The sequence below is a fragment of the Gimesia benthica genome (assembly GCF_009720525.1).
Taxonomy (GTDB): domain Bacteria; phylum Planctomycetota; class Planctomycetia; order Planctomycetales; family Planctomycetaceae; genus Gimesia; species Gimesia benthica.
In genome coordinates, this window is record NZ_CP043930.1 from 1,216,788 (window position 1) to 1,242,089 (window position 25,302).

Annotated in this window: 16 protein-coding genes and 1 pseudogene; 6 read left to right on the top strand and 11 right to left on the bottom strand. The window is 48.4% G+C overall.

Annotation, left to right across the window (positions count from 1 at the left end):
* The first annotated feature begins 422 nt into the window (after positions 1 to 422).
* Entirely contained in the window at positions 423 to 1,352 is a 930-nt protein-coding gene (locus tag F1728_RS04790) for a reverse transcriptase domain-containing protein (RefSeq protein WP_155363136.1), read from the top strand.
* Between the two features lie 949 nt (positions 1,353 to 2,301).
* Positions 2,302 to 3,687, top strand: coding sequence for a hypothetical protein (locus F1728_RS04795; RefSeq protein ID WP_155363137.1), 1,386 nt, complete (start codon positions 2,302 to 2,304; stop codon positions 3,685 to 3,687).
* A gap of 143 nt (positions 3,688 to 3,830) precedes the next feature.
* Here the strand turns inward: F1728_RS04795 and F1728_RS32405 are convergent.
* From F1728_RS32405 to F1728_RS04810, 4 genes and pseudogenes are all read right to left on the bottom strand, one after another.
* A pseudogene (locus F1728_RS32405) lies at positions 3,831 to 4,052 on the bottom strand (DUF1501 domain-containing protein); the annotation flags it as partial.
* Between the two features lie 51 nt (positions 4,053 to 4,103).
* Complete coding sequence (locus F1728_RS32410; RefSeq protein WP_315853514.1) at positions 4,104 to 4,295, bottom strand: hypothetical protein; 192 nt, start codon at positions 4,293 to 4,295, stop codon at positions 4,104 to 4,106.
* A gap of 428 nt (positions 4,296 to 4,723) precedes the next feature.
* On the bottom strand, positions 4,724 to 5,113 hold the full coding sequence (locus F1728_RS04805; protein ID WP_155363138.1) for a hypothetical protein: 390 nt from the start codon (positions 5,111 to 5,113) through the stop codon (positions 4,724 to 4,726).
* 318 nt (positions 5,114 to 5,431) lie between these two features.
* Positions 5,432 to 10,564: a protein kinase domain-containing protein gene (locus tag F1728_RS04810; protein ID WP_194242686.1), complete on the bottom strand. Its 5,133-nt coding sequence runs from the start codon at positions 10,562 to 10,564 to the stop codon at positions 5,432 to 5,434.
* 416 nt (positions 10,565 to 10,980) lie between these two features.
* Between F1728_RS04810 and F1728_RS04815 the strand changes: the two genes are divergently transcribed.
* The gene (locus F1728_RS04815) at positions 10,981 to 11,544 is read left to right on the top strand and encodes a CIA30 family protein (protein ID WP_194242687.1); all 564 of its coding nucleotides are present in this window, start codon (positions 10,981 to 10,983) and stop codon (positions 11,542 to 11,544) included.
* Between the two features lie 140 nt (positions 11,545 to 11,684).
* On the opposite strand, the gene F1728_RS04820 is transcribed toward F1728_RS04815, so the two are convergent.
* The gene (locus F1728_RS04820; protein ID WP_155363141.1) at positions 11,685 to 12,440 is read right to left on the bottom strand and encodes a hypothetical protein; all 756 of its coding nucleotides are present in this window, start codon (positions 12,438 to 12,440) and stop codon (positions 11,685 to 11,687) included.
* A 420-nt stretch (positions 12,441 to 12,860) separates the two neighbouring features.
* Here F1728_RS04820 and F1728_RS04825 point away from each other — a divergent pair, with 420 nt between their 5' ends.
* On the top strand, positions 12,861 to 14,492 hold the full coding sequence (locus F1728_RS04825) for a sulfatase family protein (RefSeq protein ID WP_155363142.1): 1,632 nt from the start codon (positions 12,861 to 12,863) through the stop codon (positions 14,490 to 14,492).
* A gap of 56 nt (positions 14,493 to 14,548) precedes the next feature.
* On the opposite strand, the gene F1728_RS04830 is transcribed toward F1728_RS04825, so the two are convergent.
* A complete protein-coding gene (locus F1728_RS04830) occupies positions 14,549 to 15,688 on the bottom strand; it encodes a sialidase family protein (RefSeq protein ID WP_155363143.1) in 1,140 nt (379 codons plus the stop codon).
* Positions 15,689 to 16,700: 1,012 nt separating this feature from the next.
* On the opposite strand from F1728_RS04830, the gene F1728_RS04835 reads away from it, so the two are divergent.
* Positions 16,701 to 18,749, top strand: coding sequence for a S9 family peptidase (locus F1728_RS04835; RefSeq protein ID WP_194242688.1), 2,049 nt, complete (start codon positions 16,701 to 16,703; stop codon positions 18,747 to 18,749).
* Positions 18,750 to 19,214: 465 nt separating this feature from the next.
* On the opposite strand, the gene F1728_RS04840 is transcribed toward F1728_RS04835, so the two are convergent.
* From F1728_RS04840 to F1728_RS04855, 5 genes are all read right to left on the bottom strand, one after another.
* Complete coding sequence (locus F1728_RS04840; RefSeq protein WP_155363145.1) at positions 19,215 to 20,234, bottom strand: hypothetical protein; 1,020 nt, start codon at positions 20,232 to 20,234, stop codon at positions 19,215 to 19,217.
* Between the two features lie 180 nt (positions 20,235 to 20,414).
* Positions 20,415 to 20,609: a hypothetical protein gene (locus F1728_RS04845; RefSeq protein WP_155363146.1), complete on the bottom strand. Its 195-nt coding sequence runs from the start codon at positions 20,607 to 20,609 to the stop codon at positions 20,415 to 20,417.
* 16 nt (positions 20,610 to 20,625) lie between these two features.
* The gene (locus F1728_RS32090) at positions 20,626 to 20,754 is read right to left on the bottom strand and encodes a hypothetical protein (protein WP_261344510.1); all 129 of its coding nucleotides are present in this window, start codon (positions 20,752 to 20,754) and stop codon (positions 20,626 to 20,628) included.
* Positions 20,755 to 20,930: 176 nt separating this feature from the next.
* Entirely contained in the window at positions 20,931 to 21,989 is a 1,059-nt protein-coding gene (locus F1728_RS04850) for a serine hydrolase domain-containing protein (RefSeq protein WP_155363147.1), read from the bottom strand.
* A gap of 1,021 nt (positions 21,990 to 23,010) precedes the next feature.
* On the bottom strand, positions 23,011 to 23,499 hold the full coding sequence (locus F1728_RS04855; protein WP_155363148.1) for a thioredoxin family protein: 489 nt from the start codon (positions 23,497 to 23,499) through the stop codon (positions 23,011 to 23,013).
* A gap of 608 nt (positions 23,500 to 24,107) precedes the next feature.
* Here F1728_RS04855 and F1728_RS04860 point away from each other — a divergent pair.
* Positions 24,108 to 25,088, top strand: a complete 981-nt coding sequence (locus F1728_RS04860; RefSeq protein WP_155363149.1) for a DUF1559 domain-containing protein — start codon at positions 24,108 to 24,110, stop codon at positions 25,086 to 25,088.
* The last annotated feature ends 214 nt before the right edge of the window (positions 25,089 to 25,302 follow it).

Sequence of the window (25,302 nt, forward strand, 5' to 3'; positions counted from 1 at the left end):
GCGGGTTTAATTCTTAAGGGATAGCAGCAGAAGTTAATTCATCTTTTGAAATGCGATAACATCCAATAATTATCATACGGATTGATCACCAGTTGATAGGCCGGCCCGCTGGCACATAAGCATATATTTATACCTGAATATCATGCCTATTTTCCAGTTTTAATAGGTATTTCAACCGATTTTACGTAAACTGAAATCTGCATTATTATGGAGGGATTTCACTGTAGTGGCCTTTCTTAGGTACATTACCTTTGGCTCAAGAATGAAACCACTACCCTATTCACCAGAGAATTAGTAAAGGTTGCTCTCTCTAATCCAGAATCAACAAAAATTGCTCTCAAAGGAGCACTCAAATCAATCATACTCTCTGATGCATGATCCCCCCTGCTGCCTAAGCTAAATCCAGCCCCAAAACGCGGCATATACCCAAACCTGACGGCGGTCTGCGGGAACTCGAACTGCAGTGCATCCCCGACCGGCTCATTGCTTTCCGACTACACAGGGTACTCATGCCATTCTTCAATCAGTCACTGCCAGGGCCCACTCGCAGCAACTGGGCTCTTTATGCTGAGCTGGAACAGCAGATTGAAACCAGGAATCAATATTGCATTGTCACAGATGATATCGCAAACTGTTTTCCTTGGGCACCAATCGAACCCACTCTCGAGTGCCACCGACAAATCATCAACAATCCCGATTTACTCTGGCTGATTGAAACCGTGATCCGGGGACATAAAGGTCAGAACCGAACAACCGGGCTGTGCCAGGGATCACGCTACAGCCCGGCCGCATTGGAGTTCTTGCTCCACAACCACCTCGACACTCTGCTTTCAGCCGAATACCGAGGATCTCGAACGTTATATCGATATGTAGACAACCTGCTTATCGTATGTAACAACGAGCACGACTGCCGCCAGGCCATCCAGTCTGCGGAAGAGCACCTTTCTGAACGGGGTTTCCAGCTCAAGCACAACGAAGGACCACCTGAGGACATCCGGGACAACACCCGAAGGAAGATCCTCGGAGTGATCCCGCGCTGGCAGAATGGGAAACTCCACTTCACCATACCAGAGGACGCCTTCCAGAAACTGGAAACCAGCCTCAATGCGGCAACACTCAGCAGCCACCCACTATCACGCGTCCAAAACGTGACAAAAGACTGGCTGTCAGCTTATGGCCCTGCGTTAGTCGCCCAGACGGTACGAGATGTAGTCAACAAGGTAATCAACCTCTGCAGGAATTCGGGTTTTGTGGAAATCACTCACAGAAACCTGTCCCAGACCGCAGCGGAAGCCTACCAGAGATGGCAGGAACTCCGTAGTACGGTCAGAACTTCTCCAGATAGAAACTGATTGAAAGAGAGCTTTCTCTGATGTCGTATGCTTTCCCTTATCCTGTTACTTGTCTTGTACACTACCGTGTAGGTTTCGCAGCCTACTCCCCTGTAGGCGCAGAGGGTACCACCCTCACTGTAAAATCAACTGAATTCTGGACTTAACCCTGAAAGGAACAGCAACGAATCATCGAAGTTTTTAAAGATAACAGCAACACATTTATCTGTGATTTACATCCCTAGTGAATTCTCTGGAAACAGAAAAGAAGAACCGAGGATGACGTCTCCTGTTTGAGATTGGATTACGCTCCGCTGCCGCACGATCGACGCCGAGGGTAAAGCCCAGCCGTTACCACGTCCTTTCAGAAAATCGGGAAATGTTGGCATTGAAAAGAAGGATCTCGTGGTGAAAGCATAGCTCGCCTTACAGTAATTTCAGCCCGGTTTTCAGGGAATCGGGGTCCCGAAATCTCTCTCTTCACTGCACATGCGGAGCAGATAAACTCACATCATCCCCTTAAATCCACCGTCGACTCACGAGGCTGTATCGGGGCCAGCATTCATTCACATGGATTTCACTCTGTCGTGCTCAGGGTTCCGATCGTGACATCACAGGTGCGGCTTCATGAGACGGACTGAATCTCACCATTTGATGAAAAATGAATTGCTCCGGCCTGCCCCATCAATATTGAAGTTTTTTTCTTCCCGAACTCCGGGCAGAAAAGTATCTTGTAATGAGACACTTTCCGATTGGAACTACTTCATAAAACGGATCAGCCATGAATGTGTTGCCGACCATTCCGGACCACTCTCATCCAGCCAACGTCCTCAGGACCTGGACCTCGAATGACTTGTCACTCAGTTTGAAAGAGGCAGCCACAGCCCTAATCAGTCCATTGATCTTTAATACTAGGTAATCAAGATTGCACCCCTTTAGTCTAATTCTACTCTTAGCAACTCAACTGATTATGCTGTATGCCATCGTGGTTCTGGCGAAACGCCTGGGGGCGGATTTTTTCCATCATTTTGTGGGGGATGCCAAACCTGAGGACCTCGGTGCGATCCGATTTTGGGTTTTCATGATCCTGGCCATGAACGTAGCCTGGGAAGACTTGCCCAGCGTGTCTCTTCTTCCCGCTCAACTCAGAACTGACATGGGTGTCATGTCCTGGCTGCACTTGCTCCCGGGGTGGGATACTATCTACGCCAGCTACACTAAACTCGTCATTCTGAAAACAGTGACACTCAGCTTACTTGTTCTGGCAATGCTTGGATTTAAAACGCGGTTCTGCGTTCCCTGCGCGACGATCCTGGCCTTAATCCATGCTGGGATGCTTCGCGAATATTTCAATTTCTATCATACCGGCCTGGTACCGATTCTGGTTGGTATCGCGTTATCATTCATGCGTTGTGGAGAGGGACTGGCGTTAGATCAATACCTCTCCAGAAACAAAACGACGTCCACGAGTTTGCCTTTCGCCAGCTATGGCTGGTGCCGGTACCTCTGCTGGTCGATCATCGCCTCTGCATACGTAATGGCGGGTATCAGTAAACTTCGTAACGGCGGACCGGGCTGGTGGGATGGAGTCAACCTGAAACGCATCGTCATGACGGATACGCTCAACCCCATGCACTTCGAGTGGGGACTCGAGCACGAAATCACCCGTTTACCCCTCTTTGTTTTCTCAGTTCTGGGTATTTCAGCCGTTCTGGCCGAGTCACTTTATGGTCTGGTTCTGTTTTCTAAACGTGCGCGATTCGTTATCCCCCTGCTGACCGCCGCTATGCATCTGGGAATATTATTTTTCCAAGGGATTCTGTTCTTCGATCTCATTCTGATTCAAGCCGTCTTTTTCAATCTCAGTCAGTGGGTCCCTCAAGAATGGCTTGAGAAAACAACAGTAAAGCAGGATCTGCGGAATGACGTCCAACAAGGCCGACTACACCAGAAATACTTCAGCGTTTTTCTGTTCCTGATGCTGGGGCTCAGTATCTGCTGGCTGGCACGAATCGAGTTCTACCCCGCAACGGCAATGCAAATGTATAGCAACACGCAGGCTGATGGTGAAGTTACTTATAAAAAAGTCTGGGCCGTTTATGAAGACGGACACAGAGAAGAAGCACGACTCGAAAAATGGATTGGCGCTGTTGCTGATTCGCGCTACCGATTCGTATTCGACAGAACCCCAGAGGCCCAGCGGGCATTTTTCGATCAGATGTTAACCATAGCAAACCGGGCCCCTCATAAGGGAAAGATCATTCGCTTCGATGTCGAGACCCATCAATGGAACTTCCTCACTGATCCAGACGACTCCAATTTCGGCAGGGTTATCCACACCGCGAAATATCCCTGAGGATTCACCAGGTAAAAGCCCCTGCAAACTATGGGAGCATCGAAGTCCGCCTCGCAGGGTCGGAGTCTGTTCTCCACACCGCCACAAAACAGAAACTGAACCCGGTCTCATCGCTGATCAGCCCCTGGAGGAAAACTGATAACTCAAATCAGCTCTGGAATCGGCTGAGCGTGGTCGACCAGATACGTCGGACGTCCTGATAGATCAGTAACGGTAGCGGTATTCACGTCAATTCCCAGATTATCATACAACGTGGCAAATATCTCGTTAAAACCAACCGGGCGATCTTCGACATATTCTGCGAAACGATTAGTGGAAGCAATCACCTTGCCGGTTTTTATCCCTCCTCCTGCCAGCATGGCACACGAAACTTTCGGCTAATGGTCTCGCCCTACTTTAGGACTGATTCGAGGAATTCAGCCCAATTCCCCCCAGACGACTACAGATACATCTTTCTCCATCCGCCGGTTGCATAGATCCTCCATCAGCGCAGTCAATCCCTGATCCAGCATCGGAAAATGTTCTTCTTCATGTTCGAAAATGGTTCCATGAGGTTTACCGTTCTGTTTATCACAACGTCCCAGACATTTTCGCGCGAGTTCTTGCACTTGGGAAAACCCCAGTCCATTCGGCAATGAAACGCAGGGACCATTACCGCACGAAATGACTTTTCATGCTGCCTCGGCCATAGGAGAATGAAATCACCGGTTGAAATCATGAACGGTGAATTACTAACCTGCTAAATCCGTCCTGCCACTCTCACTCAATTACTGAACGCGAGTATTTCCTCACACATCCGAAAGCTCTAAGATCGATTTGACACCATCCGTAATTTTCTCGCTGCGATACGCGATTCCTGCAGTTGCACCCGTATCGCACGGCCCCAACTTTCGGCTTTGCTGGATAAACGCGTGACCGTCGTCTCCGCCATTTGTGGATTCGGACCAGACGGTACCACGTCGACCGAGAAGCGAAGACCTTACCTATCCGTTCCGCCAGGCGTGCCAGTGTCCCGGTTGCCATATGACCGTATTCTTCAGATGTGACCATTTCCTAAATCGTTCTCATTTATGCGACAGTGAGTATGCGACAGTGAGCTGATGCGGAGACGATCGAGGGCACGATGACAGGTCATCCAGACCAATTTCCACTCACGATAGCGACCGTGCGACAGGCCGATCACACGCAGGACTGTTTTCAATGGAAAATACTTTCGCGAATATTCTATGGCCTGCAGTACTCGGAGCTTTTGGGCTGCTTGTGGATGCCGAATTTGTGACAGCGTGAAGTGAATCACTTTCATGACGGTGATGATCAGACGCAGCAAAGCGATCAATCGAACGTTGCGACTATGCAGCGAGATCACTTCACACTGCAGTTCAGCCAGACTCATATCTAAAACGTCAATGGTGAATACGTCGGACATGGTTTTCGTCAGCCAGCCTCGGGCCGTATATGTCGAGAGGCCACGTTGAATCGCGACTTCGATATTGCGGTGGATCGAACGAACTTTTTCAGACGATGGTCATAGATGCGTTGCTTGCGCGTGCTTTTCTACTAGTCTGATTCTTGTAAATCAGGGCAGCTTTGGGAAAGGGGCATCGATATTTTACGAAATGAGAGTCAGAACTCGCGCCTAAATGTCGGTAATGTCATGATAAACAGCAGGCCATGTCCTACAAGGGCGAGAGGTTTGTTTTACTCCAGTCATGACGCAGCTGGCAACGCGAACTCTCGCCAATCTCTATTGGCCGTCAGCTGCTTCCGAACCGGAATTGATCGACGGCTCCCCCCTGGCCCAGCTCCCTTCCTGCAGAAACCCCCAATTCGACACCCGGTCAGTTTCAGCAGAGATTGCCCCCCAGAAAGCCTTGTCCGGCCACAAACGGACCCGGATACTGGTACCTTCTTTATTCAACTCAAGGTAGAGAGGGGTTGTTTCATGCAGCGTAAATTGTGATGTGAACTTGTTGCCATTGAAGTCGATCCCCGTTTCCTGCCAGGTACCATCGGGTTGTTTCTCGAAGTTGGAATGATTTACATAGTCTGGATTATCGATCCAGGCCTGTGACGTCTTCCATACGGTTCTATCTGCAACCGTATCCACCGACGTTTGCAGTCCGATCAGTTTTTGAAACTCATCCCGTCGATGGAGTACCTGAAGGTCTGGATCATTGCGCAGTTCAATCTTTTGCGCAAACCTGGAATTCTGTAAGCATTCAATGGCTAACTGGATACACTGCTCAGCTTTTACAGAAACTGTCGACTTCCCCTTTTCTCCTGTTGAAGACTGGAGCAGCTCTGCACAGCGGGCATAGGCACAGGCGGCGTTGAAACTGTTCGAAGTACTTTGGGGATTGAGGGTGCTTAGTTTTTCAGCTGCTTGCATCGCGTCATCATAATTCCCTCTTAGAGCAAGGTTGACTGCGCGATAATACAAAAGCAGCGGAGTTTTCTCTGCCTTCAGCAAAACATCTTTCCAATCACCAATCGCCAGCCTGTTCTGCTCAGCTTTCGTTTTCAATCGAATGAGAATCTCTCGACTCGCTCGGGCATAATCCTGTTGCATTTCCCGCTCAAGCATCTGATCGCAAGCTTGGATTGCCTCAGCAAAAGCCCGGACGGCCTCGTCAGGCAGTCCTGCTTCGAGGTATGACTGCCCCAGACGATCTGAGCTGACCTTCACTCCATCATAAGATGAAAATTCCTGAGATGCGACTGCGACACACTGTCGGTGGAGTTTTTGGGCTTCGAGGAAGTTTTCAATTGCTTTTTCGATTTTTCCCTGTCGAAGAAACAATATCCCTGAATCGAAATGACAGAGTGCCAAATTCCTGATCCTCTTGAGATCATTCGGGTTCTCATTCCACAAACGTAGCATCGCCAACTGTCTGGCATGGAGCACTGCCCGCTCATATCTCAAGGGACTATATCCGGAATTACTCAACACCTGTTGGATTTCCTCGAAACTGGCCCGGTCGCATCCGGCAACAAAACATTCTATCGCTTTCCTGCGAACTACATCCCTGCGATCAGCGGGGCAAGGAGTCAGGCAGGCAGAGTAGAGCAAAGCAAGATCGAAAAACTCCTGCGCTGTCTGTGAACCTGACTTGCGGGATAGATCTGCCAGCTGCAACATTTTTTCAAAATTACCGGATGCGATGATCACTTCAGGGTTCAGGACCAGATCGTACAGGTGTCCCTGCCAGAACAGTTTGGCCCATTGCTGAGCCTGTTGTCGTGCCTGATTTGAGACAGTCTTATCTGCCGCGATGGCAGATTGCAGATCTTCGAGCGAGAGACACTCTTTCCTCAAAGCATTCAGCAGGTACCGCGCCTGTAACTCGTTTCGTAATGATTCCGTCCAGAGTCTGGCATCCCAGATAAGCAATTCACCTCCTTCTCCGCTGGCATAAATTCGTTGACCATCAGGATGGAAATCGATGCCGGCGTAGCTCGTGGGGAATGGAAATGCTAACGTTTCCTGTCCGGTTTTCAGATTCCAGATCTTAATAGTCCCGTCCAAACTTGAGGAAGCGAGTCGGCTCGCATCCGAATTAAACGTGAGGGAATAGATAAACAAATTGTGTCCTTCCAGTGAATGGAGTCGCTCTCCGTTTTCCAGATTCCAGACTTTCACAGTGGATCCCATTCCAGCTGCAAGTAGGGTTCCATCTTCACTGATGCTCAGCGATTTAGGATCGGCGCGGTTCTTTCCATCCAGTTCCCGGATCAACTCGCCAGTCTGTAAATCCCGGAGACGGAGTATCGCTTTTTTGTGGCAGGTGATGAACTGGTTTCTTTCTGGCACAACCACGAGCTGAGAGCCATATTCTGGATCTATATCATAGGAGCGTAGTTGCGTTCCGGATTCTAGATCCCATAATCTGACATCACCGCCCATATCTGTAGACAGCACATGTTTCCCATCTGCTGTCAGGCTGACACCAGTGACTGATTCCTGATGGCCTGTCAACGTATGAATCAGTTTACCGCTCTGGCTATTCCAGATTCGGACCGTCTTATCATAGCCTCCTGAAACAAGGTACCCCCCATTCTGAATATCCAGAGAGAGCACGGCATGCTCATGTGCCTTCAGAATCTCCAGGATCTGTCCCGAATCGGCATCACGAATGAGAATTACACCATCATTACCACCGGTAGCCACCCGGGACCCATCAGGACTCACTTTCAATGAACGAATCATTCCCTTATGTCCCGCCAGGGAAAGACGCTCGGGAGAAGCCTGTAGATCCCAGATCTTAAGTAGTCGATCCGGGCTGGCAGAAGCGAGTCGTCGGCCATCTGGGCTGAAGCTCAGTCTCAGAATCCCATAAACATGTCCCCGCAAGTCATTCTGAATTTCTCCCGTCTCAAAATCAGCCACGTAGACGCGATCATCTATACCCGAGTAAGCAATGAACTTCCCATCCGGACTGAATTCAACACAATACACCTCTGTGACAGTCTGAAATGAAGGAGAACGTTTTTTTCCGGAGATCGGATCCCAGACGAGAACACGATTATCACGTCCCCCTGCCGCGACATATTTTCCCTGCGGATGAAAAGCCACTGCATTAACGGGCCCGAGGAAACCATTCAACGAGCGCACCTGTTTTCCGCCTTCCAGATCCCAGAGTCGAACGGCACTCTCATACCCGCCTGAAATCAGCTGTGTACCGTCAGGGCTGAAATCCACATCAGCCACTTCCGCAGTATGCCCCTTCAGGACTTTAATTTCGCTCCCTTGGGTTACATCCCAAAGTTTGATGAGCTTATCTTCTCCCGCTGATGCAAGTTGTGTTGAATCGGGACTGAACCTGATTCGCAGAACAGATCCCTGATGCGCCTGCAGTTCATGTAGCACTGCCTTTGAAGGCCAGGCGTGAATCACAGCTCGTCCGTCTTCACCACTGGAGGCATAATATTTCCCATCTGAGCTGAAGCAGACTGAAGTGACATCACCTGTATGAGACTTGAGTTCACTCACAACTTTGGTGGTCGCTGGATCATAAAATACGGCCCGTCCGTCACCATAGCCTACCGCGATGAGTCGCCCATCGGGACTGAAAGAGACTGCTTGCGAAATCATCCGTGGAATTTTGATCGTTTCCAGAGAGGCCTCTGTCAAGCGTTTGAAATAGTTCCATTCAAACCCTTTCAGGTCATCCCGGCTTTGATATCGCTCCAGAAGCTCATTTACTCGAGGCAGATTCGCCTGCTCCCAGGCTGCCTGGATCTGCAGCATATCTGCACCATATGCATTGCGTTCAGCTACCAACTGATTCTGTCGCGCTTCCCGGGCACTCTGTTTCGCCGCTTTAGCTTCCTGATCGGCACGGAGGGCTTCCTGTTTTGCCAGTTGAGCCGCCTTGTCGGCGCGTAACCGCTCCTGAGTCTCCATTTTTTCTGCCGCCACTGCCTTATCGCGTTCCGATTTGATCCAGATCGCTGCCCCCGAAGCAAGAACAGCGACAATCAGACTGGCTGCCAGGCTGAGGACCTTGAAACGCTGTAAACGAGCCTGGCGGGACTCGCGTTCCACCTTCGCCTTGAGCACCTGATCCTTGAACTCTCTCTGATTGGACTCGCCTTCATCCAGCAAAGACAGACACAGATCATAATCCCCCTGTGACTCAGCGCAGTGAGCCCATTCAATCCGGGCCTGCTCGATCCTGTTCTGGCTCTCCAGATTCTCATCCCAAAGCTTAACAGCTTCCTCATATCCAAAAAGGGCCCGCGAGAACTGGGAATAATCTCCCGTCTCATGGGCTGCCTTGAGGGCTAAATCAGCTCGCGACATCAGCTCGAGACTATCGCGGTGTTGCAGGAATTGACGCAGCGACTCTTGAAAGTCTTTCACAGACTGGAATCTCTCGTCGGGACGTGCTTTCATGGCCCGCAACGCGATCTCCAGCAGTTCGCCAGAAGTATCCAGTTGAGCAAGACGTTCGCGTGAACAGGGTAGGATTTCATTTCTGGAAGCTGCCAGCAGACACTTCTGAGCCGATGCTCCTCCATGCGGGGGATGTCCGGCCAGAATGCGATACAGGATCGCCCCCAGCAGATAGACATCACTCATTCGGCTCACCTGCTCGGGCGTATTGACCATTTCGGGAGGCATGTAAGCAGGCGTTCCAGAAACGGAAGTCGAGACAGAGGTGGACTGATCCAGAATAACAGCTAACCCCCAGTCAAGGACGAGCACCTCACCGAAGCCCCCGATCATGATGTTGTCCGGCTTGAGGTCGCGATGGATGACGCCCTGAGAATGTGCGAATGCTACGGCATCACTGACGTTTAGCAGAATCTCCAGATTCTCGAGCAGGCTACATTCATCAATGACTGTTGACCAGGAGCTCCCCTGAATATTTTTCATCGAGTAGAACAGGTTTCCCTGATGAGTCTGCCCTACCTCGTAGATTGGTACAATATTGGGATGCTCCAGCTTACCCGTGACGCTGGCCTCTTTCAAAAACTCCCGCTGTACCAAGTCGCTAGACTGGCTGGAGCGAATTTGTTTGACTGCAACATTCCGCCCGAGTGCAACCTGCTCAGCCAGATGAACCTGGCCCATCCCCCCTTCTCCTAACAGTTCCAGCACTCTGTAATCTATCTGCTGATTCCGTTCAGGAACGGGATGGTCTGGATCTTTAGACTGGATCTGGCGCTGGCCGATCGAAGAAGCATCGACACTGCTCTCTTGCGGTTTTTCATTCGAAGGTCGCAGACTGACCTCCGGTCCCTCCAGTTGCTCCGGATTTAAAAAATCGATCCTCGTGTTTAGCTCTGCTTCATTAATTCCCTGAATGGTTTCTTCCAGGAACGAACGCAAATTAGACTGGTTCTCATCTTCCTCTGGTTCAGAATTCTGCATCTGATCAACCGGTGAAAATAAAGGTGACAGAGAGGTTACAATAACATGAGGCAAAAACACCATAGGGCTGCATTGCGCGGGCCTTCAAAAAATCACATTATCAACAAATGATACTGCATTTTCTTCTCATGTCGAGTAAGCCCATTACCAGCCGACAGCGTATAGCCACATTCCAAAATGAACATTAGACCAGACGCCTTATTTCCCTTGCAGCTGTGGGTAAAACTCCAATAATTAATATAGCTGATGGCAAGCTTTCGATTTTGGGATGGCAATCTACAAAATATGCTTAACTGCATTACCTGTAATCACATTGTGAATATGATCTGATCGTGTCATTGACATCTGGCGGAATTTCGTTGACAAGTTAGTGTCAGGCAGCTGGTATTGATACGATGCATTGCAAAGGGATACTCATGAAACAAACGGTGATTTTCGCAGCGATGTTATTCTCGATCGCATCGCTATCCGTTGCCGATGAACGTAATCTTTTCACCTTCGATAAGCCTGGGTCTGCCAAACAGTGGCAAACCATCAATGATGGCGTGATGGGCGGGCGTTCTGATGGTCGCTTCAAAATCAACGACGACAGAAACCTGGAGTTCTATGGTACATTGTCGCTGGAGAACAATGGTGGCTTTGCTTCAGTAAGAGCCAGGAACAGCAACCTCCTGCTGAAAGATGACGACGTCATCGTGGTTAGAATCAAAGGCGATGGTCGGGAGTATAAATTTAATGTTTATGACCAACCGAACCTTGGTGGCTTCTCCTTTCGTCAGTCTTTCAAGACTAAGAAGAATGAGTGGATCGAGGTCGAGTTACCGGTCAGCAACTTCGTAGCGACCTGGAGAGGCCGAGTATATCCCGATCAGAAACTGGACCCCGCTAATGCCAGTGGTCTTGGTTTCCTATTGGGAGACAAGAAGGCTGGTGATTTCAAGCTGGAAGTCAAGTGGATCAAGGTGAAGAAATCTGAATGACGTACCAGTTACAATTGGATGGCAATTACAGTATACGCCACATCCAGCCGATGTTGCTTTTCGTACCAGCAACGAGACAACCCGACTAACGCAGATCCCCCCAACCCTTCAAAACCCACGACGAATTAATATTCACAGATCTATCTCCGCCTGAAGATCGTAGATAAGAGCATTCCGGCGATCCAAATCGCTTTCCGTTTGGATATCGAACATAAAAACATAACGATGATCCAAATCGCCAAGACAGGGACCGCCAACCAGTAACTGCAAAAGCCCCATTGAATGCCATAGTAGAACTGTAATCCGATCGCGTACCAGTTCAAAGCAACGAGTCCTAAATACGTTAGACGCGTTCCCCGCAAGGGCCCCAGTAACTCACTCATTTTTTTATCGGCTGCAGACGCTGTCACGGAGTAGGCATCATATTCTGGATCCCCAGGCTCCCAGTTAGAAACCCGTTCGCCAAGTTTGCTGCGTTTCTGGACCAGGGCAATAGTCTCGGTCAGCAAGTTTGCGATCTCTTGGTTTCCCGTACGCGCATTGACAGCCCGCAGCCGCATGATTCTCTCGAACACCTTAACGAACTGATAAACTGCGATTGAGATTAACCCAGTCATCGGGCCGATCAGATAGACCAGCCTGACGAGTACTGGAACTCCACTCACTTGAGTGGCTTGCTGGATTGGGACTGGAAAACACTCGCCTTTCAACGCACCAATTGCAGCGAGACCGTACAGCGGGGTGACTGCGACAAACGTCCAAGCAGCCCCGGAGTAGATCGCGGAAATGAACAGCGTGCTTATTGAAAGCGGCGTATTATACAACCATTGCAGTTGCTGCTCAGGCGTCACTTCTTCGAGGAGATCGTCATTCGATGATTCAGAATTATTGTTCATCTTTCAAACTCGCTGAGTGACTGGACGCGTAACGGCTTGGCACGTCAAGAAATATTTTTAGGCCCGAAACGAAATTGAATCTCTATAATCACTAATATATAGTGATTGAGTTGTGACACTATAAGCTACATCAAAGGACGCAGATTATTGAAGAAGTATATCCCGATACTGTTATTAATGCCCTTTGTTTTTGGTCTTAAATTCGCTCTGGAGAGCGTCTTTCCGAGACTGCAGACAAAGTTCGGTGACAACAATACAGAGGCGGGAGTAATCTCTCTGTTTTCCTTCGTGATTCTGACAATGATCTACTCTCGCTGGATGAGACGAAAAAGCGGAGATGACCTGCCCCCTTAACCGGTACCAGAACTTGATATACTAATCAGGATTCTGAACTTCCCCCCAAATCTTGATACATGCGAAATGCGAGAATTATTGTTATCTTGTATTTTCGTATCCGTGACGCTGACCAAACGTATTGGACATGCTTGGAACCGAACGACTGTTGCAGAATCGCAGAAAAAGCCAAAGGCTGGCTCAGCTCTCTATAGCAATTCAAGTCCACAGCAGATGTTTTTTGAGAAGGATTTAGAGACTATGTTCAGGCTCTGCTTTCAGGTTGTCATGATTGTTGTTACCAGCCTCCTAACGGCAGGCGACGTTATCGGACAGATCAGACGCCCGAATATCCTCCTGGCAATCTCTGATGATCAGTCTTGGATCCATGCCGGGGCTTACGGCAACAAAAATGTTAAGACTCCAGCCTTTGATCGGGTGGCGCGTGAAGGCGTGCTGTTTACTCACGCTTTCTGTTCGGCTCCGTCATGTACTCCATCGCGTGCAGCGCTGCTGACCGGTCAGGATTTCTGGCGACTGGAACAAGGTGCCAATCTGATGGGAACTTTGCCGAAAAAGTTCCCAGTCTATCCGGACTTGCTGGAAACGGCTGGCTACCAGATTGGCTATACGGGAAAAGGCTGGGCGCCGGGTGACGTTCGTGCCGGTGGCCGTACTCGGAATCCGGCCGGCCCATTATTTAACCACAGACAAGTCGGGTATGTCACGGCTTTTGGCGAATTTCTGAAATCTAAACCAAAGGACAAACCATTCTGTTTCTGGTTTGGCAGCAGCGATCCGCATCGGCCATATGTGAAGGGATCAGGGAAACAGTCTGGTAAGAACCTCGCCGACATTTCGGTGCCCGATTTTTTACCAGACACACCAGAAGTCCGTAGTGACATTGCAGATTACCTGTTTGAAATCGAGCGGTTCGATCGTGACCTGGGCTTGATGCTGGAGATGCTGAAAAAAGAAGGTCAGCTTGAAAACACGTTGGTTGTTGTGACCAGCGACAACGGCATGCCTTTCCCGCGCGCGAAGACCTCACTTTACGATCATGGCACACGAATGCCGTTGGCTGTCCGCTGGCCGTCGAAAATTCCCGCCGGTCGTATCGTTGTTGATTTCGTCAACCTCACCGACCTGGCACCCACATTTCTGGAAGCAGCCGGGGTGGACATTCCGTCGGAGATGACCGGGCACAGTTTGCTGAGCATGCTTACGTCAAAAAAATCGGGAGATGTCGAGTTGCTGCGTGATAAGGTTGTGTTCGGACGAGAACGACACGGCTGGAACCGCGACCCAAACATCGGCTATCCCTGCCGGGCCATCCGGACGCGCGAATACCTTTATATTCGCAATTTTAAACCAGATCGCTTTCCGGGTTACGACATCGATGGTGGACCGACATTAGACTACCTCATGCAACATGCCAGCGAGAATTCTGTGAAGCCTTTGCATCGACTCTGGTTTCAACTGCGACCGGGTGAAGAACTGTATGACCTTCGTCAGGATCCATATCAAATGCAGAACCTTTACAGCAATCCCGAATACACAAAGACCAGGGAGGAGCTGCGCACCGGACTGGAGACGATCCTGCGCCAGGGGGGAGACCCGCGCATCGTTGGAAATGGTGACGTTTTCGACACATACCGCTACTTCTCTCGGCCGACTGGTAATTGGGGAAAATTGAGAACGCTGGAAGCTGTTAAGTAATTTCCATTTATTCAGATATGCGTTCGTTTTCTTTCTTATCACGTCACTTCTGATGATCAAGGGCGAATACATTGCCAGTGAATGCTGGTGTCATTTTTCGACGGACCGGCATAAAAGACAACCAGAAGTTCATCTTCAGGCAACAACGCTGTCGCAGGCAAACCAACAGCGAAATTGGACATTTCCTCCCAGGCACCAAGCATGTCGCCCGGCCACATCATATTTTGGGATGCTCCCTGCGAATGGAGTATTAATTCACTCTCAACTGGCCAATGATGTCCGTTATCTTTACTGGTACGAAGTTTGATCGCAGGGTTTTCTGTGCGATCTACATAAACCATAACTAGCCGACCATCTGATAAACGCACAGGAGCCGCCGGTTGACCAGGCACGTCAGTATCCCACAGTGTTGACCAATCGGCATAACTGGTTTCAGTCTTTCGCGCGTGTATATTGAGATACTCACCAGTCTCCCGGTCAAAAGTCCAGAATAAATCTAACAGTTCATTTTCACCGACCAGTGCTGGACGTTGATCCCAGTAAAACATCCTTAATGCCGGGTCATCACTTGTCACAATGTGATTTGACCAGGTGTGACCATCATCATCAGAAAGCAGCAAGATTGAACGATGATGCCAGGGCGTCTTATCGAAATAGGGCTTATTGAGTTCCAGTTGGATTGCCAGCAGGTTGCGGTCCTCTGTATCGCTGAATTCAAGAATCGGCCCTGTCAGCGGTGTAGGAACATGATCGAACTCACTGCTGACAAAAACCGGAGACGACCAGGTCAGGCCATCGTCTTCTGATCGACTCAGACAGATTCGAGTATCCAGTAAACCCTCAGTCTCTTCATTGAAAAATGGCCGCGAGGGATCACGAGCATCCACCCAGCAGAGTGCAGATATGAGCGTGCCATCATTCAAGGCAGTGAGATATGCTGCGCGAAAACTGCCTGGAGTCAGATTGTCAAACTGAGGTGGCTCAAAAGGACTCATCGGCTCTGACCAGCTGGCCCCTCTATCATCAGACCAGCAAATCAGCGGGTGTTGGCCCAGCAGTCCACTTTTTTCAGGGGCTGCCCGAAAACTCACCAACCAGCGTCCTGTCGCGGAGACGCACACGCCCGGAAATGCGCAACTCTGGCGATCTGTCCCGAGATGAGACGGATAAACAATTCCCCGGTCGATAATCTGCATGGTAGAGTTCTTCTTTTTGCACGTTACTCACGATTGTCTGAGGCAGCACTCATCTAAGATCGAGCGATCATGTCAGAGTGTTGTGCTTTCAGCCTAATTAAAAGTGGAATCGCCAGTATACATAAAAAACCTGCACAACCCCATGCGGCATGACGATTCTTTGCAACCGCATAAGCGCACAGCCCCAGAGACAGGTCACTGTACCGAGCAGGTAAGGCCCGAGAAAGACCAGTATTTGAGTTGGTTCTACCATTCTCTGCCAGGGTCACATCCGCCCCTGCCTTCTACAGAACAAATCTGATCAGCCGTTGATTGTTGGGGCCATCTTCAACCAGGAGAACTCTACCGTTAATACCGTTCTGATCCTGAGTAGAAGTTTGTTGAGTCTTACCAAGACCTGAGAGACGACCATTCTTAGTCTGACATTGGTCTGAGATGCAGTCCAAAAGAGGCCACCACTACTCCGAAAACCGAAGTCCATCTCGCCCAAGGGGTAACAATTCCCTGATGTGTAAAAAATCAGGGAATTCACCTAAGAAAATGCACAGATGGAATCCCGATCACCGCGAATTGCCAATGAACCAGGCTGTATTCAGGAGAAAGGCTAAATCGAATCCTTCACCAGAATGCTGAGAGATGAATTGCCCAAGGGGTAAATCTTCGATACGTTATGGAAAGGCCAAGCAGCAGATCGAACGCTGAGGAAAAGATTACATCTCCATCAGGCCGGATAGTTCACTGGCTACAAAGCTCCGGTACCGGAAACGAAACTACTCTGCCAGCAAAACAACAAAACACTCAGTCTTGTGACTGGTGAGCAGATCAGAAGTGTTAATCTTTAATAATTCCTGAGACTCATGAGCCCGTTTACAGCAAGTTTCCAAAGTGTACTCACCTAACCGTTACGGAACAGCCACTTGAAGAATTATTGACCTAAGACTGACAAGCAAGCGTCCTGAAACCACAGTACAGAAAACCGCATTCACTGCTACAGCAATCAATGAAAATCACCATGAGAAAATTCTTTACTTTGATTATTCTGTCTTTTTCTGTTGTAGTCCAGGCTGTCGCTGGAATCGCGAAAGGTCAATCTCAAACTTCAAGGTGGCAGGAAAAAGCAAGTGAGCGACTCCGCGCAATTTATGAGCGCAACGAATTTCACGTTCCAGAAGTCAAGGCTGAGTGGCTGCCCGACAGCTCGGGATACAGGCTTCGGGAAACAGATCCAGAAACGAAAAAGCGAGTTGTGGCTCTATACGATATTCGCTCCGGGAAACGCACCATAGTCGACGATGCGAAGCCGGAAAAGTTTTTATCACCGGATGGCCAACGCGCCCTGGAGATACACAAACGAAAAATCTTCGTGACTGATCGTGAAAGCAATAAACAAACACCGTTGACAGAGGACGGCGGCGATCGGGACATTTCTTTTCGCGACCTTCGCTGGAGTCCGAGTGGTAATTATGTTTCGTTTGTTGAGGTTGACAGGACTGAAGTCAGACAGCGGTCTATCCTGGTACCGGATGATCCGTCCTATCCCGGTGTTGCTCGACATCGATTTGCAAGAGTAGGCGGCAAACTGGAATCGCTTCGCGTTGGAATCGCTGACTCAACTGGCGAAAAAGTCCACTGGCTGCCAGTCGAAGTTCCGGATGAGGGCTTCTATCTAGGCCAGGTCGATTGGATTGGTAATTCCGACAAATTACTGATCGAAAAACTCAGTCGTTTCCGTGACAAACGTGAATTCTGGATCGCTGCAGTCAATGGAGAACTCACTCGCATCTACAGCGAAGTCAATGATGCCTGGGCCATTGGTAGCCATAGAATCAATTCCGGGGCGAGATGGATTGATGATGGGAAAGCGTTTATTTTCATCAGCGAAAAAGATGGCTGGCGACACGCATGGCTGTGTTCGCGTGATCGAAAGAAGGAAACTAAACTCACACATGGTGAGTTCGATCTGATCGATCGTGCTCATGTCGATGAGGCTGGCGGTTGGTATTACTTCTATGCTTCCCCCGACAATGCAACTCAAAAGTATCTGTATCGAGTCCCGCTGGACGGTACTGGAACTTTGGAACGAATTTCGCCGAAGGATCAGCCGGGCACCCACGACTATCAAATTTCGCCTGATGCGCACTGGGCCATTCATACCTACTCGCGACTGGATCTGCCCCCCATTGTCGAGGTCGTCCAATTGCCCGAACATAAGGTTATTCGCGTCATCAATGATAACAGCGAACTGCGGGCAAAGATAAAACAAATGGTGCCCCGACCTTCCGAATTTGTTCAGATCGACATCGGAGACAGTGTGGTCATGGACGCCGTGATTACGAAGCCAGGTAATTTTAACGCATCAAAAAAGTACCCCGTGTTGGTCTACGTATATGGCGAACCTTATTTGCAAACAGTTCTCGATAAGTGGGGCGCCGCACAGATTGATTTTCACCGCGTTGTTGCAGACACAGGATACGTTGTGGTCTCGATCGACAATCGCGGCACAGCAGCACCCAAAGGTGCCGCTTGGCGACGTTCCGTATTTGGCTCGTTGGGTCCGCTGTCTACCGAAGATCAGGCGGCCGCTCTGAAGAAGCTTGCGGAAATGGAACCGTACATCGATCTGGAGCGAGTTGGTATTTGGGGGTGGAGTGGTGGTGGTTCCAACACGTTAAATGCCATGTTTCGCAAGCCGGATGTCTACCAAGTGGGTATCGCGGTCGTGCCCAAGCCACAACCATGGCTTTACAACGCCTGGTTTCAGGAAATCTACATGCGAACCCGCGAAGTCAACCCGGAAGGATACAGGCAATCCGCCCCCATCAACTTCGCTGAAGGCCTGAAAGGCAAACTGTTGATCGTCACTGGATCGGGTGAAACGAACACTCACATTCAAATCATTGAAGGTCTCGTTGATCGGCTGATCGAACTTGGAAAGCCATTTGACTATATGGTGTATCCCAACCGCGATCACGGCCTTCGTGAAGGCCCAGGGACTGTCGTACATGTGCGCATGCTTATTCTCCGATATCTGGTTGAAAATTTACCGCGGGGCCCACGATAAAGCTGTTTTGACCTGCGCCCTTAACCCCGAGAATCTTAACCGTCTAAAGCTTCAGTTTCCGGCGTGACTACAGTTCGAATAGCCATTGAGCATACAGATCAATGACTGGTCAATCTTACAAAGCTGCCTGGCCCCATCGAATCGATTCATCCACTTTTCCAGATAAGCATAGCCGTAATCTGCGTCTCATAAGAATTCGGAAGAGCCAATCCTGACATAGCGGAGAAGCACGCACCTTTCCCAACAATAAAACCAAGTACACCAATGTCCCGTTTGGCACGCGGCAGCAATAGCTGGATCTGTATCAGCATGTACCGATTCACCTTGGTAACGATGTATTGATGTGGACAGCGGGTCCATCAATCTTGCAGCATGTTACATCTTATTCAAGAGACAGCACTCTGAATTGCGACATCTACATTACCGTTGGACTTATCATCACACTCACAATTCATTTTCTGTTTTCTACTGCTGCTTCATAGTCCGGAGTAATCTTAACCATCCCCAAAACAAGACGGTCAGTGACAGAACGCCCAGATAGTCGATGACGGGAATTCGCAATACTTCATTTACCTTTGAAAAGCCTCGTTCACGATAAACCAGAAGTAAAGCCGTCAGGTAAAAAACGAGAATGACACCCCGTTTCATTCGACTCCAACCCAGACCGTGCATTTGCGTAATTACAAAAATAGAGCCAAATCCAAACGCGAACATCGGCCATATACCACTGCCTTGCAGTCGGGCAACAACCACAGCGTGGATCAACACAAGAACTTCCAGTATCAAAGTCCAATAGCGATTCGTATGAATCCGAGTGAAGAACAAGCATCCCTGTAATATGATCAGCAGCAGATAGAAAAATCCCCACAAATGCCCCGGAGTCGCTTCGGTCGGATGGAACCAGAAAGTATAGATTATGGCCCAGGAAAAATAATAACCGTGATATTTCTTCGCGAAAGACAAGACCTCAGTTTGAATGGGGACTTTTACTCCAAAGAACAATCCCCGTCGGGGAGTTTCCATGAGTAGAACCCAGATCAATAAAACGGCAACTGAAACCAGCGATGAAAAAACATGAGTATCCTGGGCCAGACCGTCATACCATAAATGCGTTTGAATAAGATGGAGTATGACAAAGACCGCATTGACGACTAACGCGATCAGATTCAGCAGATGCGGCTGGTTCGAATAACGAATCCCACCAGATTCAACTGGTCGAACAGAAAGTTGTTGTGCTCTGTAAATAATCAAAAAATTTGCAAGCTGATGTAGTAGATAGCCGCCCCAGGCTGTGATTCGCCCCCACATTGTTGGTTCTGACAGCTTCCAGAAATACCAGCCGGCCCCCTGGTCAGGTAGATGTGGAACCTCACTTAGCCGGGGGCCCAGCAACCAGATCAAACAGACATAGGCAAGTATGAAGACAATACTTGCCGACATGATCAGATTGTGTGTTTGAGAAGAATCAGGGTTATTGTCAGACATATTTTTAATCGATTTTGAGGCAGGGTGGTAAGCGATGTATCATCAGAGAATTATTTTTATGCCGCCAGTTTGAGTTGATCGCCCCGCTCATGCATCATTAAATGCCAAAGAATCTCATTGGATGTGTCCCCATAATTTGGCCAGTCATAGGAGTTAAACTTTAGTAACACCACCCTCAGTTTAGCGTCCCCTTCCCTGCAACTCTCGCTCTGCTTCATCTTTCATTTCACTGAATTCTTCATCATCTGGTCTTAAGGCGATTGCCTTTTCTAAAATATTCATTGCCCTTGCAGCATATCCATTTTCCAGGCAGGCTTTGGATGCCTTTCTGAGTAACCAGACTTTACCGGGGGTCGCTTCTATGTCAAATTCCATGAGTCTCAGCCCATCCTCAACCCGTCCCTCTTTTATGAGCTGATTCGCCAATAGAAAATTTGCCCCCCCAAGCTGATTTTTTCCCTTTCAATTTAAACCACTCGAGTGCCTCTTCGATAGCATTAGCATTGATCATCTCATACATACGTTGATCTTGTGACTTTCGCACCTTTGCCGGCATTCTGTAAGGTTGCCCTGTCACGATATGGTTTAGCTCAGTGCTTAATCTGACAACAGCATTCCATACATCAGAAGCTCCAAAGTGGTCCCCCTGGTTACAAAGCACGATCACAAAGGCATCATCATCGATCAGTCGATTTTCTATAGATCGGAATCCGTTAATAGCTCCCCATGATTGATCACCTTAGTCCGCTTCCCGGTAACAGGATGAGTTCGCGTATAGATTTGCCATCCATAACCATACACACTATGAGGTCGTCCACCTGCGGCTTTGACCTCTGGCACTTTACTGTTGGGTGTGAACATGAGATCTCGATACTTTTTGTTGAGAAGCACGTCGGTATATAAAGCCCGGTCCCAGAGGAACATGTCCTCAACGGTCGAATACAAGGCACCGGCAGCACCGGGAGTAGAATCCATTTCAATATAATCAGCATTCTCAAAACCAAAAGGACCATTGATATAACCACAAGCCCGTTTTTTGATGATATCTCGATTCCGGTCATAACCACTGTCGTGCATGTTTAATGGTTTAAAAATACGCTCGTGCAAATTTTTTTCATAAGATTTGTGTGTCACCTTTTCAATTATTCTGCCAAGGATACAGTATCCTGCGTTGCAATAGCTGTAGATCGTTCCGGGTTCATGGATAAAATTGCCACTGCAATGTTGCTTGATAAATTCATCTTTTTCATATGACAGTCGCGAGATTTTGCTGCGATAATCAAAGTCAGCTGTGAAATCTTTGATTCCGGATTGATGAGCCATCAAGTGGTGAATGGTGATTCTGTCACCGGTATCATTGCGGTAGTAATGCAGGTGATCTGTAATTTTATCTTCCAGCTTGATTTTGTTTTCCTGAACCAGTTGCAGTACGAGCATTGAACAAAACTGCTTACTCACTGAAGCCAGTCTGTACCTGGTATCAATAGTATTGGGCACTAACCATTCACGGTTGGCCATATCGAAGGCCCCCTTGTAGATCACCTGCCCCTTTTCAGCGACCAGAACGGCACCAGAAAACAGACCAGTGTCTGCGGTCGCCTGGCAGAGTTTTTGTATGTCAGCTTTTTTATCAGTACTGACTCGATGATAACCTTTTGGCAGCGAGGATGACTCTGGCTCAGCATGGACCAGATGAAATTGTCCCAACAGCATAAATACCGATATCAGCCCTGATCGTACAGTTCTTATTTTCACAACGAATCCTTAATGAAAGGATATGAAGTCCGAAACAAATAAATTCTTGACTTTCAATTAGCTTATGTCACCAAGAATTCAATTTGATTTTTAGAAGTCTCGTTTGAATACAAATACACTGGATCAGTAGTGGTCTACTAGTAGTCGTTCGTCTTTTCATGACCTTTTCGTAAAGCCAGTCGATCGATTAAGCACTAACTTTTCTGTGAATAGGGAGACCCAAATAAACTTCTCAGAGTTGTGTTGTCTAGGACTTCTGAAAACGAGGTTTGATTTTTAGCGTTTCACAGTGACATGCAAGAGAGAACATCTAGAGAATAATGATCACCATCATGTCAACCATGCTACTCAGTAGAATGTTTGTCCTTGATGTCTCGTAGACAGTCTTTTTTCAGTAAAGCCACAACAGGAAGTATGGTGAATAAAGTTAAAATTGGAACGGAGACAAAACAAAGGAATGGTATACCCAGGATAAGATTACCCTTCATGATCAAAACTAAACTGAGACAAGCAAAAAGCAGTGTTGGAACAAATATCCAAAACACCACCATACCAACCCTTAGGTAAGTCTTATTTCGGTCATACTTGAATCGCATAAGCTTCCAAGATACGAACGGGTAACGTTTGAAATCAAAGTCACATTTCGGGCATTCCATAGCCCTAGCCCCTTTGTATTCTATTGTAGATTGGCAATTGGGGCAGATGGGCATGAGCAGTCCAATTTGAATATTGATGACATCGCAGCGACAGAGTTTGACAAATTAAATGTCACTTACTACGAAATTAGAGTCTATCCAGAGCGTGTTTGACGATCTATCTTGAGTATGAAATGGGACAACACCGAAGCTGCCGCAATTTTTCAGCTACTATTACGAGTCCTATGGTGGCGATGATATCCCTTTACTCTAATGTGGTTGCGGGACTTAAGATCACGAATTTCATGAGACTTAAACGCCGGTTACTGGCTGTCGATACGTTCTACTGATTTCGAAGGGAATGTATCATCATCTTTCGATATAGATTAGAACGAATTACCTGTACTTCCAGATGAAGTGCCAGTCGGTTCCTCCCGGGAATGGGATGTCATATTCTGTAGAATTCGACTCGCTATTACCCCTCCAGAAACGGGGTAATTCTCCGTCCAAAGCGGTTGACCGTTGGAAAACAAAACATAAGAGGGACAAACATTAGCGCCGAGTGAACGAGCCAAAGCCTGGTTCGCATTGAAATCCATGCGAGCTAATTCCACCCGGTCGTCAAGCAATTCCCGCAGTTGCTTCACCTCTGGTCGCATCTCATCACAGCGAAAACATCCGGTCATCACGCTGAACTCGATCAACACAGGCCTGTCAGCGTTTTGCAGTAAATCTGTCAACTCACTTTCGCTGACCACTGGTAGAGAAATCAAATCAACGCCCCTAGATTGAGAGGGAGTCGCGTTGCCACTACAGCCTGTTAAAAAAATCAAACCGCTGGTGATCAAAGACATTAAATGCACGTAATAGCTCATAGGAGAAGATCTCGCCTTAACAACCAGTTCTGAATCAGCAGGATTCAGTTGTTTCTAAAAACCATTTTGGTCAGGTAAATAGATAGCAAACAGCCTGTAGGAATCGGGTACCTGATATCAGGATCCCCCTACCCTTGCGGCGATGTGATTATAGTGATAGCAGCCTCGGAAACAATTCCCGCAATTTCTGGCAATTAGATATGCAGTTCCATGTGAATCAGTATCTGCCCCAGAACAACCAGGCAACAGAAGACTCAGCATACGAACACCTGGTCAACCGCATGCCGATGAGAAATACCCAGAAAAATCCTTTTAGCGATAGTCTACTTTCCTCGTCTGTAAAAAACTCAAGACGTGGAAATTTATCAGCCTGATTCAACAGCCCTTTTAAATTAATGTTTCTTATAAATTTTCTGAAAAACTCTTTGTCAGCCCTCTTGTGAGAGCCTGGGACAGGCCTAAAACAAAAATAAACCTGAGACCGAGTCTCAGTCCCATGTTCTTCTATAGGATTATTTGTTCATAACCTCTTTCCATGACTCATATTCAGCATCATGAGTCAGATGGAATGAAAATCCAGCAATTACAGTTTGACGTAGAGGCTCCCCATGCTCCCCCAGTCTTCAGTTTCTCACCAGCGACGTGGCTTCACATTGATTGAACTCCTGGTTGTGATCGCAATCATTGCGATCCTGATCGCGCTACTTTTGCCTGCAGTCCAGCAGGCCCGCGAGGCGGCCCGACGGACACAATGTAAAAATAATCTAAAGCAAATCGGGTTGGCACTCCACAATTACGAGGAATCTCACAGTGTATTTCCACCCGGCTTCGTGAGTATCCCGACAGGCCCCTGGCCAGGGGGAGGTAATGATCCTGTACCCGAAATCGGGCCCGGCTGGAGTTTTTTTACCATGCTCCTGCCGTTTATGGATCAGGCAAATCTCTCGGAACAGATCGATTTCAATCTTCCAATTACCGACAGCATTAACGCTCCAGCACGGAGTTCGACGGTAACGGCTTATCTCTGCCCGAGTGACACCACCCCTCAACAAATCAGCGTTTATCCAGCATCATTGAACATCAATGATCTGGCAGCCTGCAGTTACATTGGCTCACTTGGGGGTGCCGATCCCACTAATACTTCAGGTTACACTGCCATGTATGAGCAACAACCCTTCAATGGCATGTTCCATCGTAATTCCGCAGTTCGAATGCGAGACATTACTGATGGAAGCTCAAACACATTCGGAATTGGTGAAAGGCAAAGTGCATTCGTCCCTAACGGCTGGGCTGGGGTAATTCCCACAGCGCAGACCGTATTTTCTCAACAAGTCGCCACACAGCGTGGGCAGGCGGTGGGTGACACGGCACGGCCCGCGATAACGATGGCACTCGTTCATGTTCGATCTGGCGGCCCCAATTCTCCCACCGGTAGTCCAGGCGGTTACAACAGTCCTCACACAGGCGGAGCACATTTTCTGCTAATGGATGGTAGCGTGAGAATGATTGGTGAAAACGTCGATATCAATGTCTTCCGCTGGCTGGCAGCCCGGAATGACGGCCAGGTGATCGGCGGCGATTCTTTCTAAAAATTCCGAATCTGGAGCTGCTTCCAACAATATCTAGTGAGACGCAGGCGATGGGCAATAGCTTTTTATGAGGAAGAGATACTGGCAAGATCAGCCAGTGTTCCTCTCCATTGATAGAAGCCAGCTTTTATTCATCTGTTAAAAATAGCATTTGTCTTGGCAGTTTTGTTAGAAACAGATCCCAGCCACCAGCGCACCTGTCATTTTAATTGTT

What these genes read in the sequence shown, in the direction of transcription:
- F1728_RS04815 (WP_194242687.1), top strand. Translation starts at nt 10,981, where the DNA reads ATGAAACAAACGGTGATTTTCGCAGCGATGTTATTCTCGATCGCATCG.
- F1728_RS04825 (WP_155363142.1), top strand. Translation starts at nt 12,861, where the DNA reads ATGCGAGAATTATTGTTATCTTGTATTTTCGTATCCGTGACGCTGACC.
- F1728_RS04795 (WP_155363137.1), top strand. Translation starts at nt 2,302, where the DNA reads ATGCTGTATGCCATCGTGGTTCTGGCGAAACGCCTGGGGGCGGATTTT.
- F1728_RS04840 (WP_155363145.1), bottom strand. Translation starts at nt 20,234, where the DNA reads ATGTCTGACAATAACCCTGATTCTTCTCAAACACACAATCTGATCATG.
- F1728_RS04810 (WP_194242686.1), bottom strand. Translation starts at nt 10,564, where the DNA reads ATGCAGAATTCTGAACCAGAGGAAGATGAGAACCAGTCTAATTTGCGT.
- F1728_RS04860 (WP_155363149.1), top strand. Translation starts at nt 24,108, where the DNA reads ATGCTCCCCCAGTCTTCAGTTTCTCACCAGCGACGTGGCTTCACATTG.
- F1728_RS04835 (WP_194242688.1), top strand. Translation starts at nt 16,701, where the DNA reads ATGAGAAAATTCTTTACTTTGATTATTCTGTCTTTTTCTGTTGTAGTC.
- F1728_RS04820 (WP_155363141.1), bottom strand. Translation starts at nt 12,440, where the DNA reads ATGAACAATAATTCTGAATCATCGAATGACGATCTCCTCGAAGAAGTG.
- F1728_RS32090 (WP_261344510.1), bottom strand. Translation starts at nt 20,754, where the DNA reads ATGTATGAGATGATCAATGCTAATGCTATCGAAGAGGCACTCGAGTGG.
- F1728_RS04855 (WP_155363148.1), bottom strand. Translation starts at nt 23,499, where the DNA reads ATGAGCTATTACGTGCATTTAATGTCTTTGATCACCAGCGGTTTGATT.
- F1728_RS04845 (WP_155363146.1), bottom strand. Translation starts at nt 20,609, where the DNA reads ATGGAATTTGACATAGAAGCGACCCCCGGTAAAGTCTGGTTACTCAGA.
- F1728_RS04805 (WP_155363138.1), bottom strand. Translation starts at nt 5,113, where the DNA reads ATGTCCGACGTATTCACCATTGACGTTTTAGATATGAGTCTGGCTGAA.
- F1728_RS04830 (WP_155363143.1), bottom strand. Translation starts at nt 15,688, where the DNA reads ATGCAGATTATCGACCGGGGAATTGTTTATCCGTCTCATCTCGGGACA.